The organism is Pseudomonas sp. 05N432 (assembly GCF_056396945.1).
The window spans coordinates 164,904-179,249 of the sequence record NZ_JBFTMM010000020.1 but is presented as its reverse complement, the minus strand read 5'-3'; the positions used below and the strand labels follow the sequence as shown (position 1 = coordinate 179,249).

Sequence of the window (14,346 nt, the reverse complement as noted above, 5' to 3'; positions counted from 1 at the left end):
GCGAAGGGGCCGGTCCTGACACCAGAAATCTCACTACTCGACCCGCGACTCACCGGTAAACACCAGCGTCTGCCGGCAACGCCGGCACAAATACCGTCGTCCTTGACGCACCAGGCTATGGCGCTGGGCCGAGAACGGGAAATCGCTGTTGGCGCAGGGGCAGCGGTAGATGTAGCGGGTCACGCTGCGGCGTTTGATGGCGTAGGTGTGGCAGCGGTTGGGCGGCAGTTCGTACACCCCGCGCATGATCAATTGCCATTCTTCGCCATGCGGCTGTATGCGGTCGCCGAACAATTGATGGGCGATCAGGTGCGCGACTTCGTGAGCCACGGTCTGTTTGAGGAAGTCTTCGGCGTTTTCCCGATACAGCTGCGGATTGAAGCGCAGCAGGTTTTCATGCAGGTGCGCTACGCCGGCCTTCTGGCCGCGCAACTTGAGGCTGACCACCGGGCGTTTGAAGGAACGTTTGAAAAAGGATTCGGCTTGTTGGAAACAGTCTTCGACGCGGGAATTGAGTTGCTCGGGCATGCTTGGCGGATCTCCAGAGGCGTCGAGTATGCTGCAAACCGTGCTCATTGCGAATCGCTCAGGCGCCGAATGGTCGTCGCACTATAGAGAAGGCCGCCTTGCGGCGGCCTGTGTTGGCAGATCCCTGTTTGTTTTATAGGCAGTGTCCTTCGCCCGCTTCATTTGCTCGGTGTAAGTTGCCCGTACTAGTTGGTATAGACCGGACCGACGCCCAGGCCCCAGACAATCACGGTGAATGCCATGATCGCAACCAGCACCACCAGCCCTACGGCGAGCACTGAACTCGAGAACAGAAAACCTTCGTCCGACGGAATGTTCATGAAGGTCGGCAGCCCCACATACAGCAGGTACACGGTGTAGCAGATGGCCGCGGTGCCGACGACCATGCCCAGCCACATATGTGGGTACAACGCCGCCAGACCGCCGATGAACAGTGGCGTGGCGGTGTAGGTGGCAAACGCGACACAGCGTGCCAGGCTCGGGCTGGCGTCATACGTGCGAGCCATCCAGTGAATGAACGCGCCCATCACCGCAACCCCGCCAAGCATCGCCAGGTACGACATGATGGTCATCCAGAGCGCGCTTTCCTGGGTCAGCATGACCGGCGCGCGGCTACCGATGACCCAACCGACCTTGGTGGTGCCGATAAACGCCGAAATAGCCGGGATTGCCGCCAGAATCAGCGTGTGGGTGAGGTACATGTGGCCGATACTTTCCTCTTGGTCGCCACGGATTTCTTTCCATTCTTGATCAGGGTGGGTGAAAAGCCCCACGACGTGATGGATCATAGTCAGTCACTCCTTCGTGATTGCTATCGCCCCCCAACGGAGCGCCTACGGGCCAGCGGCCAAGTAAGTAGAGGCCTGAAATGCATGCGACCTTATGACGCAGTATAGAAAGTACTGGCTGTCAAAGGTGGGGAGCTTTAGAGCAAATCGCGCTGTAAACCCTGGGGCTAATCGCATCGCCGCATGACAACGCATCATTTATGGCCAGTCTGATCCCTGTGGCGAGGGGGCATCCGCTCGGCTCTTCGCCCCCGAAGCGTTTTTGCGTAAAATGTCGGTTTTTCGTCACACCTCGCGGATTTCAAGCGCCATGGGCATTCTTTCGGTCAACCAGAACAAACTGCAGAAACGTCTACGCCGACAGGCCGGTGAAGCCGTCGCCGATTACAACATGATCGAAGATGGTGACAAGGTCATGGTCTGCCTGTCCGGCGGCAAGGACAGCTACACCATGCTCGACGTGCTGATGCACCTGCAGAAGGTGGCGCCGATCAAGTTCGAGATCGTCGCGGTGAACATGGACCAGAAACAGCCGGGTTTCCCTGAGCATGTGCTGCCGGCCTATCTGAAAGAGCTGGGCGTGGAATACCACATCGTCGAAAAGGACACCTACTCGGTGGTCAAGGAATTGGTGCCGGAAGGCAAGACCACCTGCTCGCTGTGCTCGCGCCTGCGTCGCGGCACGCTCTACACCTTCGCTGACGAAATCGGCGCGACCAAAATGGCCCTCGGTCATCACCGCGACGACATCGTCGAGACGTTTTTCCTGAACATGTTCTACAACGGCTCGCTCAAGGCCATGCCGCCGAAGTTGCGTGCCGATGACGGCCGTAACGTAGTGATCCGCCCGCTGGCCTACTGCAATGAGAAAGACATTCAGGCTTACTCGGACTTCAAGCAGTTCCCGATCATCCCGTGCAACCTCTGCGGCTCCCAGGAAAACCTGCAGCGTCAGGTGGTCAAGGAAATGCTTCAGGAGTGGGAGCGCAAGACGCCGGGCCGTACCGAAAGCATTTTCCGTGGTTTGCAGAACGTCATTCCGTCGCAGTTGGCGGACCGTAACCTGTTCGACTTCACCAACCTGCGTATCGACGAAACCGCTGCGTCGCGTTTTGTGAACGTGGTGAATCTCTGATTGCTGGACCGTTCTGACTTAACGGCGCTCGCGGGCGCCGTTTTTATTTCATTGCTCAGGAGAGGGCATGCGCGATTACAAGTGGCTGCACGAATACTGTCTGAATCGTTTTGGTTCGGCAGCCGAACTGGAAGCCCATCTGCCCGTGCCCAAGACCCCGGCACAACTGCGCCAGATCAGCGATGATCGATACCTGTCGACCTTGGCATTGCGGGTCTTTCGCGCAGGCCTCAAGCACAGCCTGGTGGACGCCAAGTGGCCGGCATTCGAAGAGGTGTTCTTCGGGTTCGATCCGGAAAAGGTCGTGCTGATGGGCGCCGAGCACCTTGAGCGCCTGATGCAGGACGCACGGATCATCCGCCACCTGGGCAAGCTCAAGAGCGTGCCGCGCAACGCGTAGTTCATCCTGGACGTGGCGAAAGAGAAGGGCAGCTTTGGCGAGTTGATCGCCGAATGGCCGGTGACCGACATCGTTGGTCTGTGGAAGTACCTGGCCAAACACGGGCATCAATTGGGCGGGTTATCGGCACCGCGGTTTCTGCGGATGGTCGGCAAGGACACCTTCGTGCCGAGTTATGACGTGGTCGCGGCATTGAATGCGCAAGAGATCATCGACAAGGTGCCGACCAGCCTGCGCGATCTGGCGACGGTGCAGAACGCCTTCAACCAATGGCACGCCGAGAGTGGCCGGCCGATGTGTCAGATTTCGATGATGCTGGCTTACACCGTCAATCATTGAAACCGAGGCGCCTTCATCGCGAGCAGGCTCGCTCCCACAGGGGATTTGTGAACGACGCAGATCCAGTGTGGGAGCGAGCCTGCTCGCGATGGCGGTGTGTCAGGCGACGGAGATCTCGCCTTCGCCGGCCAGCTTACGGTTCAACTGAAACCGCCAGCGCACATACAGCAGCGCCGAGCAGAACACCGCCAGGCTCGCGGCCATTTCCAGCAGACCAAACACCTGTCGATTCGGGTCGAACGCGGCAGTCGCGCCCTTGATGAAATACAGGTTCACCACAAAGCACATCCATGAATGCCCGCGCGGGCTGCCGCTGAGCATGCCCGGTGCCAGCAACAACAAGGGCACCAGTTCAATCAGCAGGATGACCCACGGCCGTGCACCATGCAGGTCGGCGATCAGCAGGTAATAGGCGCAGAGCAATCCTGCCAGGCCGAAGTAGCACAGCAGGCTGATGACGCGCATCGCCCGAACTCGCGGTTCGAGCCAATCGATGGAGGGCAGCACCTTGGGCTTTTTGGCCACGTTAGTGCTCCAGTTTCAGGGCGGTTTTGGCCAAGCGCAGACCCAGGGCCCGGCACAAGGCGACTTCATGCTCGTTCAAGCCGCTTTTGCCGTCAGCACCGGCATGATGGCTGGCGCCGTAAGGCGTGCCGCCACCGCGGGTCTCCAGCAATGCCGATTCGCTGTAGGGCAGGCCGGTGATCAGCATGCCGTGGTGCAGCAATGGCAACATCATCGACAGCAAGGTGGTTTCCTGGCCGCCGTGCAGGCTGGCCGTCGAGGTGAAGACCCCGGCCGGTTTGCCCACCAGTGCGCCGGTCAGCCACAGGTTGCTGGTGCCGTCGAGGAAGTACTTCAGCGGCGCCGCCATGTTGCCGAAGCGGGTCGGGCTGCCAAGGGCCAGGCCCGCGCAGTTTTTCAGGTCGTCGAGGCTGGCATACAGCGCGCCTTCGTCGGGAATGTCCGGCGACACCGCCTCGCATTCGCTGGAGATCGCCGGCACCGTGCGCAGGCGCGCTTCCATCCCGGCCTGTTCCACGCCACGGGCAATCTGTCGGGCCATTTCATTGGTCGAGCCGCTGCGGCTGTAATACAGAACCAGAATGTACGGCGCACTCACGGCAGAATCTCCAGCAGGTTCTCTATCGGACGGCCGATGACGGCTTTGTCGCCGACTTCGAGAATCGGTCGCTCCATGAGTTTCGGATGCTCGGCGATGGCGGCGATCAATTGCGCTTCGCTCAGGCTGCTGTCAGCCAGGTTCAGGGCTTTGAATTCGTCTTCGCCGGTGCGCAGCAATTGGCGGGCGCTGATGCCGAGTTTGCCCAACAAGCTTTGCAGCTGCGCGGCGTTCAGCGGGGTTTCCAGGTAGCGGACCACGGTTGGCGTCAGGCCACGGGCTTCCAGCAGTTCCAGCGCACCGCGGGATTTCGAGCAGCGCGGGTTGTGATAAAGCGTCAGATCGGTCATGTGCGGTTCGCATCTTGCGTAAGGTGGCGGCTATTCTACCTGTGCAGCGAGCAGTCCTGAACCTTGGGAGGCGATGGGTCGCAGCAGAACCTGTTTTTTTTGAGTAAGGATGATCCCATGACAAGGCGACTGACAGCAGCATTGGCCCTCTTCGCAACCTTGCTGCTTGGCGGCTGCGGCTATGACTACGGCACCGACCAACTGGGACAGAAAGTGGCGTCCGAGCGGTTGGATGGCCGATGGTTTGTGCTTAATTACTGGGCCGAGTGGTGTAGCCCGTGCCGTACCGAAATTCCGCAATTGAACGTGTTGGCTGAACAGCTCAAAGGTCAGAAGATCAGTGTGTTCGGGGTCAATTTCGACAATGTGCAGGGCGAAGAACTCAAGAGCGCCAGTGAAAAGCTCGGGATTACGTTCACCGTGCTGGCCCAGGACCCGGCCGACCGCTTCGAATTGCCGCGCAGCGAGGCGCTGCCGGTGACTTACATCATCGATGACAAGGGCAAGGTGCGCGAACAGTTGATGGGTGAGCAGACGGCGGCGGGGGTGATGGCGAAACTCAAGGCGTTGCAGGCGATGTGACGACTACTTGTGGCGAGGGGGAAAACCCCCTCGCCACAGGTGCAATCGAGGGGTTTAACCCTCTTCAAGCCACCAGCGCAGCGGCTTGCCTTCGGCGGGCCAGAAGCGTATTTGCTCGATCGGCGAGATGTCCCAGCGCTGCACGGATTCCAGCGCTTGCAGGAAGCGTTTTTCCTGTTCCATCAAGGCCGGGGCGCACATTTTGCGGGTGCTGCCGACTTTGCCGAAGCTCAGTTTGTCGCCGTCCAGCGTGTAGGGCGCGAACCAGTGGTTGCAGCCACCATTGCCATAAGCGCGACCGTCTTCACCCAAAGTGATGGTCAGGTGGCTGTAGTCGATCAGCGGGCGTTCGCCGATCCACTCCAGCACATAGCTGTGATCCTGCTGCAGTTGCACCGGCTCAGCGGCGCAGCCCAGCAGACTGGCGCCCACCATCGCGGCCAGAACGAGGTGTTTCATTACACGGGCTCCTGGCATTTCGGGCACAGGTGCTTCTCGCTGGCGGTGGTCCAGCCCAGTTCGGCAATCCGTGCGGTGGCGGCCGGTTTTTCGGCCTTGTTACCCAGCTTGGCGTCGACCGCGAACTCGAATTTCAGCTCTTTGGCACAGCTGTCGCAGTTCACTTGCCAGTTGTGGATCGCCAGTTCACCAAACACCGGACCACTGGCCACGGCAACCCATTGGCCCATGGGCTTGAGCAGGTGACGAACGTTTTCAACGGTCAGGCGCATGGACAAGTCCTTGCTGCCTTTGAGGGTGACCAACAACACGTCATCGGCGCGTATCGAGCCGCCGTTGCCGGTGACTTGATAACGCCCCGGCGTCAACGCGCGGCATTCGGTGAGGGTGTGTTGCGGGTTCATCAGGCTGTAGCGGAAATCGTGTTCGACCATGGGTCCTCCAAATATGCGCGGTATGCTAGCACGCGAAAGAATCGGGCATGCTCCATGGTTGCGACCTTCGATCAGGCCAAATCAGCTTTCGACCTGATTGTGAGGTGTGCCAGCGGCCCAATCGGTGATGTTCTGCAAGGTGGTCGTGGCGATTGCGGCCAATGCTTCGTGGGTCAGGAAGGCCTGGTGCGCGGTGATGATCACGTTAGGGAAGGTCAACAGCCGCGCCAACACGTCGTCTTGCAGCGGCCGGTCGGAGCGGTCTTCGAAGAACAGTTGGGCTTCCTCTTCATAGACGTCCAGCCCCAGATACCCCAATTGACCGCTTTTCAGTGCGTCGATCAGCGCGGGTGTGTCCACCAGTCCGCCACGCCCGGTGTTGATCAGCATGGCGCCGGGTTGCAGATGTGCCAGCGACTGGCTGTTGATCAGGTGTTTGCTTTCGGCGGTCAGCGGACAATGCAGGCTGATGATCTGCGCTTCGGCCAACAGCTCCGGCAATGGCAGGTAACGGACACCGAGCGCCTGGACTTGCGGATTGGGGAAGGGGTCGTAAGCCAGCAGCTTGCAGCCAAACCCGGCCATGATTTTCGCGAAGACGGCGCCGATCTGGCCGGTGCCTACCACGCCGACGGTTTTGCCGAACAGGTCGAAACCGGTCAGCCCGTGCAGGCTGAAATCGCCTTCGCGGGTCCGGTTGTAGGCGCGGTGCAGACGTCGGTTCAGTGCCAGGATCAACGCCACTGCGTGTTCGGCCACCGCATGAGGCGAGTAGGCCGGCACGCGGACGATGCTCAAACCCAGGCGTTTCGCGCAAGCCAGGTCAACGTGGTTGTAACCGGCCGAGCGCAGGGCGATCAGGCGCGTACCGCCAGCGGCCAGTTGTTCGAGCACCGGCGCGCTGAGGTCGTCATTGATAAAGGCGCAGACCACTTCATGCCGCTCGGCCAGCGCCGCCGTGTCCAGGCTCAGGCGCGCGGGCTGGAAGTGCAACTCGATACCGGCGGGCACTTTGGCGGCGAGAAAACTCTCGCGGTCGTACGTCTGGCTGCTGAAGAGAATCGTGCGCATCGTGTCCTCCTGGAAGTTTCACCCGTATCCGTATCCGTATCCGTAGCAGCCTTCGGCAGTTGCTACGGGTAGGGGTAGTGGATTGAGTTTAACCCTCAACGCCCACCACGCTATTGCGCTGGGTCAAGCGCCAATACGCGCTTGCGAGGCCAGGCGGTTGATCGCCCGCTCAAGCTCTTCCAGTGCCATGACGGCTTTGGGGTCTTGTTGCTTGAGCAGGGTTTCACTGCGCTGACAGGCCGCACGCAACTGCGGAACGCCGCAATAGCGTGTCGCCCCGTGCAGACGGTGGACCCGTTCGATCAGGGCATTCTGGTCATTGCTTTCACGAGCGACGCGAATCGCCTCGCGATCAGCTTCCAGCGAGGCCAGCAACATCGCCAGCATGTCGGCTGCCAGATCGGCTTTGCCGGCCGCCAGGCGCAGGCCTTCATCGGGATCGAGCACCAGCAGGTCGCTGTTGCTGCCATAAACGTCGGCCCGCTCCGGACCGTGGTTACGCAGGGCCAGCCCGGTCCACTTCAACACCACCTGCGCCAGTTGGCGTTCGCTGATCGGTTTGGTCAGGTAATCGTCCATGCCGCTTTGCAGCAAGGCGCGTTTTTCGTTGGCCATCGCATGCGCGGTGAGGGCGACGATCGGCAACGGCGTGCAATGCCGTTCACTTTCCCATTGGCGAATCGCTTCGGTGCTCTGGCGTCCGTCCATGCCTGGCATCTGCACGTCCATCAGCACCAGGTCGAAGGCTTCGGTCTGCACCGCCTTGATCGCCGCGTAACCGCTTTCGACTGCCAGTACCTTGGCGCCCATGTCTTCGAGCAGTGTCTGCACCAGCAGCAGGTTGGCCGGGTTATCGTCGACGCAGAGCACTTTGGGCGCGCGGCTGGAAACCGGCTCGCCCGGTTCGTTGCGCAACTGGCGCGGGTTGACCAGGTCCGACAGCGCCCGACGCAACTTGCGGGTGCAGGCCGGTTTGGCCTGTAACTGGCTGTGAGGGTTGGGCACCGAGAGATGAAACAGCGTCTGTTCGGTGGTCGGGCACAGCACCAGCACTTTGCAACCCAGGTGTTCGAGGTCCCAGATATGCTGATTCAGCCGCTCCGGCGGCATGTCGTTGGAGGTGATGCCGAGCACGGCAAGGTCGATCGCCTGCTCGGTCTGATGCGCGCCCGTGACGCCGTTTGTCAGGCTTTCCAAGGTGTTGAACGGGGTCACTTCAAGGCCGCAGTCTTCCAGCTGATGCTGCAAGGCCTGGCGTGCCAGCTCGTGGTTTTCCAGCACCGCAACGCGCCGTCCGAGCAACGGTGGTCCTGGCAGGTCTTCGGCATCGTCGCGGGTTTTCGGCAGGCTCAGGCTGATCCAGAATTCCGAGCCTTCGCCCGGCGTGCTGTCGACCCCAATCTCGCCACCCATCTGTTCGATCAATCGCTTGGAAATCACCAACCCCAGGCCGGTACCGCCCGGTTGCCGCGACAACGAGTTGTCGGCCTGGCTGAAGGCCTGAAACAACGCGCGTACGTCCTGATTCGACAGGCCGATGCCAGTGTCTTGAATGCTGATGCGCAGTTGCACGCTGTCTTCGTGTTCTTCTTCAAGCATGGCGCGGGCGACGATGGTGCCTTCGCGGGTGAACTTGATCGCGTTACTCACAAGGTTGGTCAGGATCTGCTTGAGCCGCAGCGGGTCGCCGACCAGCGACAGCGGGGTGTCGCGGTACACCAGGCTGACCAGTTCGAGCTGTTTGGCGTGGGCGGCCGGGGCGAGGATGGTCAGGGTGTCCTGGAGCAGATCGCGCAGGTTGAACGGAATACTGTCGAGTACCAGTTTGCCGGCCTCGATTTTCGAGAAGTCGAGAATCTCGTTGATGATTCCCAGCAGGCTGTCGGCGGACTTTTCGATCGTGCCCAGGTAGTCGAGCTGACGCGGCGTCAGTTCGCTTTTTTGCAGCAAGTGGGTAAAGCCGAGGATACCGTTGAGCGGCGTGCGAATCTCGTGGCTCATGTTGGCGAGGAACTCGGACTTGATCCGGCTCGCTTCCAGGGCTTCCTTGCGCGCCAGGTCCAGCTCGATGTTCTGGATCTCGATGGTTTCCAGGTTCTGCCGGACGTCTTCCGTGGCCTGATCGATGCTGTGTTGCAATTCTTCCTGGGCGTTTTGCAGGGTACTGGCCATGCGGTTGATACCCGAGGCCAACTCGTCCAGTTCCTGGCTGCCAAGCGGGGGCAGGCGGGTTTCGAGATGGCCGTCCTTGAGTTGTGCCACGGCCTGCTTGATCAGGTTCAGCGGTGTATTGATGGTGCGGCCCATACGCAATGCCAGCAGCGCGGTGCCGACCAGGCCTGCGGCGATCAACAGCACGCTGGCAAACAGGCTGCGGTAACCGCGCAGCAACATGCCGTTGTGGGAGAGTTCCAGCTCGACCCAGCCCAGCAAGCGATCGGATTCATCGGGGATCAGCTCGCCGGCCAGGTTGCGATGCCTGCCAAACACCGGCAGCAGGTAACGGGTGGCGTCGTTGCCGGTGCGTTGCAGCATATGCGCGCTGTCGCCGGTGGGCGGCTGGTTGAGCATCAGCGGCCCGGCGTGCGCCAGTTGCGTGCGGTCCGGCGCCAGGAACGACACGGCGCGCACGTCCGGTTGCTCCAGTGACTGGGTTGCGATGCGTTCCAGCAGGTCGTCATTCTTGTGGCCCATGGCCGGGGCGACCAGAGGTGCCAGCTGTTCGGCGATCATTTCGCCGCGTTGCAGAAGTTGGGTTTGCAGGTCGGACTGTTGCATCCAGGTGAAGTAGCCGCCCAGAACCAAGGCCATCAGGCTGGTCGGCAACAAGGTCAACAACAATACGCGACCTTTGATCCCCAGTTTCTTCAGCACGTCACTCTCCTGCTATCACGCTGTTTATAGATGACTGTGCGTGCATCCGGCACGCGCTACCCGCGCAGTGTAGCGATTTGCTGGCGGGCAATCCCGGCAAATTATCCAGAGCTTTGTGACGGTTTGAACGTTGCCGGGGGCTGCGACGAAAGTCGCGGGTTGCTCACAGTCGGGCAATCTTGAATAATCAGTGATTGAGAATGACTTGCAGAAGCTAATGACTCCCGTATCTGATGGCCCCCCTCGTATCCTGGCGATTGAAGACGACCTTGTACTGGGGGCACATGTTCATGAACATCTGGGGCGCAGTGGTTTTCAGGTGACCTGGTGCCAGAACGGCGAGGACGGGTTGGCAATTGCTCGTGAGCAGACCTTCGATATCGTACTGATGGATATTGTGCTGCCAGGCATGGATGGCCTGGCGGTATTGACCGACCTGCGGACCCGCGATTCCATCCCGGTGCTGCTGATGTCGGCATTGGGCGCGGAAGCGGATCGCATCAGCGGTTTTCGCCTGGGTGCCGACGACTATCTGCCCAAGCCTTTCAGCATGGTTGAATTGCGGGTGCGCATCGAAGCCATCCTGCGGCGGGTGGCCCTGGACCGTCGACATACATTGCCAGTGTTCAACGGCGAGGTTCACAACCTGCGTTTCGACGATGAACGGTGTGATGTTCATTATGGTGAGCAGTGGGCCGGGCTGACTCGCAGCGAATACCGGCTGCTGGAAACCCTGAACCGCAATGGCGATGAGGTGCTCGGCAAGGCCTTCCTTTATCAGCAGGTGTTGCAGCGCGGCTACGCGCCCCACGACCGCAGCCTGGACATGCACATCAGCCAGATCCGCCGCAAACTCAAGGCCATCGGCTACGGCGAACGCGAAGTGCGCACGGTCTGGGGCAAGGGTTATGTAATGAGTGCCATTGATGAAGTGGTCTGAGCGGGTGGTGCCTTTGAACAACCTTGATGAACAGGCCCGCGCTTTCGAGCAAATGCCCGAACGCCGGCAAACCGCCGTGGCTGTGCAGCAGCAACTGCTGCGCGACTTGTCTCATGAACTGCGCACATCGTTGAGCCGTCTACGCGTTGCCAGCGAAGGCGAAGAGGATCTGCTGCAACTACGCGAACGCGTCAGTCGCGAAGTCGATGGCATGCAACGGTTGGTAGAAGACACTCTGCAACTGGCCTGGCTCGACACGGAGCACTCGCCATTACCGGACGAGGCCATCCAGATACAGGCGCTTTGGGAAATGCTCACGGAAAACGCCTGCTATGAAAGCGGCTGGCCCACTGGGCAACTGCACTGCGCAGTGGAGGCTTCGTGCCGGGTTCGCGGCCATCTGAATACCTTGGCCCAGGCACTGGAAAACATCCTGCGCAATGCCATCCGCCATTCTCCGGTCGGTGGCAGCGTTCGCCTCGATGGCCGGCGCGACGGCGATTACTGGCTGCTGTGGCTCGAAGATCAGGGCGGCGGTGTCGCCGAAGACGACCTGGAGCGTATGTTCGACCCGTTCACCCGACTCGACGGCTTACGCCCCGGCAATGGCGGCTTTGGCCTGGGGCTGAGCATCGCGCGCAACGCGGTGCAGCGTCAGGGTGGGCGCTTGTGGGCGGAGAATACGGGGGCAGGGTTGCGGCTGAATATGCGGTTGTTGGCTGATCTTGATGGTGTCAGTGACGACGCCTTCGCGAGCAGGCTCGCTCCCACATTGGTACGGTTCCAGTCGCAAAAAGAGTGAGTCCCCCCCGATCCCCTGTGGGAGCGAGCCTGCTCGCGATGGCAATCTCAAACCACCACAAAACCAGCGCTTATTCCCATAAGCCATAAGCACCACACTTTGCGTGATATGGCCTGCGCACGTTTGCCGGTATGATGGTCGCCCCCGCAGTCTGGATTGCGAATACGCCATGACCTTGCAGTACCCCACCATCGCCGATTGCGTCGGCAACACTCCGCTGGTTCGTTTGCAGCGCCTGCCCGGCGCCACCAGCAACACCCTGCTGCTCAAGCTCGAGGGTAATAACCCGGCGGGTTCGGTCAAGGACCGTCCGGCGCTGTCGATGATCACCCGTGCCGAACTGCGTGGGCAGATCCATGCTGGCGATACGCTGATCGAGGCGACCTCCGGCAACACCGGGATTGCCCTGGCCATGGCCGCGGCGATCAAGGGTTACAAGATGATCCTGATCATGCCCGACAACTCCAGCGCCGAGCGCAAGGCCGCGATGACCGCCTATGGTGCCGAGCTGATTCTGGTCAGCAAGGAAGAGGGCATGGAAGGTGCTCGCGACCTCGCCGAGCGCATGCAGGCTGAAGGCCGTGGCAAGGTGCTCGACCAGTTCGCCAACGGCGACAACCCCGAGGCGCATTACACCGGTACCGGCCCGGAAATCTGGCGCCAGACCCAGGGCACCATTACTCATTTCATCAGTTCCATGGGCACCACGGGCACCATCATGGGTGTCTCGCGTTACCTGAAAGAACAGAATCCGGCCGTGCAGATCGTCGGCCTGCAACCGATGGAAGGCTCGGCGATTCCGGGTATCCGTCGCTGGCCGCAGGAATACCTGCCGAAGATCTATCAAGCCGATCGGGTTGACCGCATCGTCGACATGGCCCAAAGCGAAGCCGAAGACGTGACCCGTCGTCTGGCGCGTGAAGAAGGCATCTTCTGTGGCGTGTCCTCGGGCGGTGCTGTAGCCGCGATGCTGCGCCTGTCCAAGGAAGTCGAAAACGCGGTGATGGTCGCGATCATTTGTGACCGTGGCGACCGTTACTTGTCGACCGGCATTTTCGACGCACCCAACTGATGGCCAAGCAAGAGAGAGGCCTGCGCTTCCAACCCACTGGCGGCAGCAAGGCCCCGCAAGTCCCGACCGGCAAAAAGCAGCGCTTGACCATCGAGCGCCTGGCGAATGACGGTCGCGGTATCGCGTTTTTCGAAGGTCGTACCTGGTTCGTCATCGGTGCTTTGGCCGGTGAAGAAGTCGAGGCGCGCGTCCTGGGTGCCCATGGCAAAGTTGTCGAGGCACGCACCGAGCGCGTCTTCGTCGCCAATCAAATGCGTCGTCCGGCACCGTGCGCCCATGCCGGGCGCTGCGGTGGTTGCAGCGTGCAGCATCTGCCCCACAGCGAACAACTCGCCCTGAAACAGCGCATGCTCGCCGAGCAGTTGTCGCGGGTAGCGGGTGTCGAACCCGAGCAGTGGGCAGACCCCTTGAGCGGTCCTGAATTCGCTTACCGACGTCGCGCCCGGGTGGCGGTGCGCTGGGACGTGAAGACGAAAAAACTCGACGTCGGTTTTCGTGCCGCCGGCAGCCAGGACATCGTCGGTATCAACGATTGCCCGGTGCTGGTACAGCCCTTGCAGCCGATCATGAGCGGCTTGCCGGAAATGCTCCGGCGTTTGAGCAAGCCTCAGGCGTTGGGGCATGTTGAATTGTTCGCCGGTTCATCTCAGGCCTTGTTGCTGCGGCACATGGCGCCACTGTCTGAAAACGACCTGAGCATTATCAAGGAATTCTGTGCATTCCATGACGCCCAATTGTGGCTGCATGGCGAAGGCGAACCGCAACCGGTCGATGCCGATCAGGCACTGGGTTACCGACTTGAGCAATGGAATCTTGAACTGGCGTATCGCCCGGGTGACTTCATTCAGGTGAACGCCGGGGTCAACGAAGCGATGGTCGCCCAGGCGCTGGAATGGCTGAAGCCTGCCGCTGACGAGCGCGTGCTCGATCTGTTCTGCGGCCTGGGTAACTTTGCCTTGCCGCTGGCGCAGAAAGTCCGTGAAGTGGTGGCGGTGGAAGGCGTGCAGACCATGGTCGAGCGCGCTTGCGCGAATGCCGCTAGCAACAATCTGCATAACGCGAAGTTTTTTCAGGCCGATTTATCCCAGCCTTTAGCTGATGCCAAATGGGCCAGCGAGGGCTTTTCTGCGGTACTCTTGGACCCACCGCGCGACGGTGCTTTCGAGGTGGTGCGCACACTCGCATCGCTGGGTGCCAAGCGCTTGGTTTATGTGTCGTGCAACCCGGCAACTTTGGCCCGCGACACGGTCGAATTGATCAAGCAGGGCTACCGGTTAAAACGTGCCGGGATCCTCGATATGTTTCCTCAGACGGCACATGTCGAGGCCATGGCGTTATTTGAAGCGAGCTAGGATGGCTCGTCTGGTCCGACCAGACCGCTCATGCATCAGCCGTTCAGCCCGGCAAGGGCGCATGAGCACCGAAGGTCAGCGATTTGACGCATTGAAT

At 60.6% G+C, this 14,346-nt stretch carries 14 protein-coding genes and 2 pseudogenes; 7 read left to right on the top strand and 9 right to left on the bottom strand.

What is annotated here, in order from left to right; all coding sequences use genetic code 11:
• Window positions 1-33: 33 nt before the first annotated feature.
• A complete protein-coding gene (locus AC1DHT_RS23930; RefSeq protein ID WP_427530333.1) occupies window positions 34-528 on the bottom strand; it encodes a SprT family zinc-dependent metalloprotease in 495 nt (164 codons plus the stop codon).
• Window positions 529-713: 185 nt separating this feature from the next.
• A complete protein-coding gene (locus AC1DHT_RS23925) occupies window positions 714-1,316 on the bottom strand; it encodes a Yip1 family protein (protein WP_216741928.1) in 603 nt (200 codons plus the stop codon).
• Window positions 1,317-1,626: 310 nt separating this feature from the next.
• Between AC1DHT_RS23925 and ttcA the strand changes: the two genes are divergently transcribed.
• Complete coding sequence (ttcA, locus tag AC1DHT_RS23920) at window positions 1,627-2,451, top strand: tRNA 2-thiocytidine(32) synthetase TtcA (protein WP_427546283.1); 825 nt, start codon at window positions 1,627-1,629, stop codon at window positions 2,449-2,451.
• A 67-nt stretch (window positions 2,452-2,518) separates the two neighbouring features.
• Window positions 2,519-3,190 (top strand): annotated as a pseudogene (locus AC1DHT_RS23915) (DNA-3-methyladenine glycosylase I).
• Between the two features lie 99 nt (window positions 3,191-3,289).
• Here the strand turns inward: AC1DHT_RS23915 and AC1DHT_RS23910 are convergent.
• From AC1DHT_RS23910 to arsC, 3 genes are read right to left on the bottom strand one after another with little or no spacing between them, the layout of a single operon-like run.
• Entirely contained in the window at window positions 3,290-3,715 is a 426-nt protein-coding gene (locus tag AC1DHT_RS23910) for a DUF2069 domain-containing protein (protein WP_427546262.1), read from the bottom strand.
• A gap of 1 nt (window position 3,716) precedes the next feature.
• The gene (wrbA, locus tag AC1DHT_RS23905) at window positions 3,717-4,313 is read right to left on the bottom strand and encodes an NAD(P)H:quinone oxidoreductase (protein WP_427546260.1); all 597 of its coding nucleotides are present in this window, start codon (window positions 4,311-4,313) and stop codon (window positions 3,717-3,719) included.
• Complete coding sequence (gene arsC, locus AC1DHT_RS23900; RefSeq protein WP_054593577.1) at window positions 4,310-4,663, bottom strand: arsenate reductase (glutaredoxin); 354 nt, start codon at window positions 4,661-4,663, stop codon at window positions 4,310-4,312. Before arsC ends, wrbA begins: the two co-directional genes overlap by 4 nt.
• Before the next feature lie 117 nt (window positions 4,664-4,780).
• Between arsC and AC1DHT_RS23895 the strand changes: the two genes are divergently transcribed.
• Window positions 4,781-5,245, top strand: a complete 465-nt coding sequence (locus tag AC1DHT_RS23895) for a TlpA family protein disulfide reductase (protein ID WP_427546258.1) — start codon at window positions 4,781-4,783, stop codon at window positions 5,243-5,245.
• Between the two features lie 54 nt (window positions 5,246-5,299).
• On the opposite strand, the gene AC1DHT_RS23890 is transcribed toward AC1DHT_RS23895, so the two are convergent.
• From AC1DHT_RS23890 to AC1DHT_RS23875, 4 genes are all read right to left on the bottom strand, one after another.
• A complete protein-coding gene (locus AC1DHT_RS23890) occupies window positions 5,300-5,704 on the bottom strand; it encodes an META domain-containing protein (RefSeq protein WP_427530344.1) in 405 nt (134 codons plus the stop codon).
• Window positions 5,704-6,138 (bottom strand): hypothetical protein, encoded by a 435-nt coding sequence (locus tag AC1DHT_RS23885; protein WP_054593574.1) that lies wholly within the window; start codon window positions 6,136-6,138, stop codon window positions 5,704-5,706. Before AC1DHT_RS23885 ends, AC1DHT_RS23890 begins: the two co-directional genes overlap by 1 nt.
• 81 nt (window positions 6,139-6,219) lie before the next feature.
• Window positions 6,220-7,209 (bottom strand): 2-hydroxyacid dehydrogenase, encoded by a 990-nt coding sequence (locus AC1DHT_RS23880; RefSeq protein WP_427530346.1) that lies wholly within the window; start codon window positions 7,207-7,209, stop codon window positions 6,220-6,222.
• Between the two features lie 123 nt (window positions 7,210-7,332).
• The gene (locus AC1DHT_RS23875) at window positions 7,333-10,083 is read right to left on the bottom strand and encodes a response regulator (protein WP_427546256.1); all 2,751 of its coding nucleotides are present in this window, start codon (window positions 10,081-10,083) and stop codon (window positions 7,333-7,335) included.
• A gap of 217 nt (window positions 10,084-10,300) precedes the next feature.
• Here AC1DHT_RS23875 and AC1DHT_RS23870 point away from each other — a divergent pair, with 217 nt between their 5' ends.
• From AC1DHT_RS23870 to rlmD, 4 genes and pseudogenes are all read left to right on the top strand, one after another.
• Window positions 10,301-11,023: a response regulator transcription factor gene (locus AC1DHT_RS23870; RefSeq protein WP_427546254.1), complete on the top strand. Its 723-nt coding sequence runs from the start codon at window positions 10,301-10,303 to the stop codon at window positions 11,021-11,023.
• 16 nt (window positions 11,024-11,039) lie between these two features.
• Window positions 11,040-11,825 (top strand): annotated as a pseudogene (locus AC1DHT_RS23865) (sensor histidine kinase); the annotation flags it as partial.
• A 169-nt stretch (window positions 11,826-11,994) separates the two neighbouring features.
• Window positions 11,995-12,897 carry a cysteine synthase CysM gene (cysM, locus tag AC1DHT_RS23860; RefSeq protein WP_427530352.1) on the top strand — a complete coding sequence of 301 codons (903 nt, stop codon included), beginning with the start codon at window positions 11,995-11,997 and terminating at the stop codon, window positions 12,895-12,897.
• Window positions 12,897-14,249, top strand: coding sequence for a 23S rRNA (uracil(1939)-C(5))-methyltransferase RlmD (gene rlmD / locus AC1DHT_RS23855; RefSeq protein WP_427546252.1), 1,353 nt, complete (start codon window positions 12,897-12,899; stop codon window positions 14,247-14,249). Before cysM ends, rlmD begins: the two co-directional genes overlap by 1 nt.
• Window positions 14,250-14,346 lie beyond the last annotated feature (97 nt).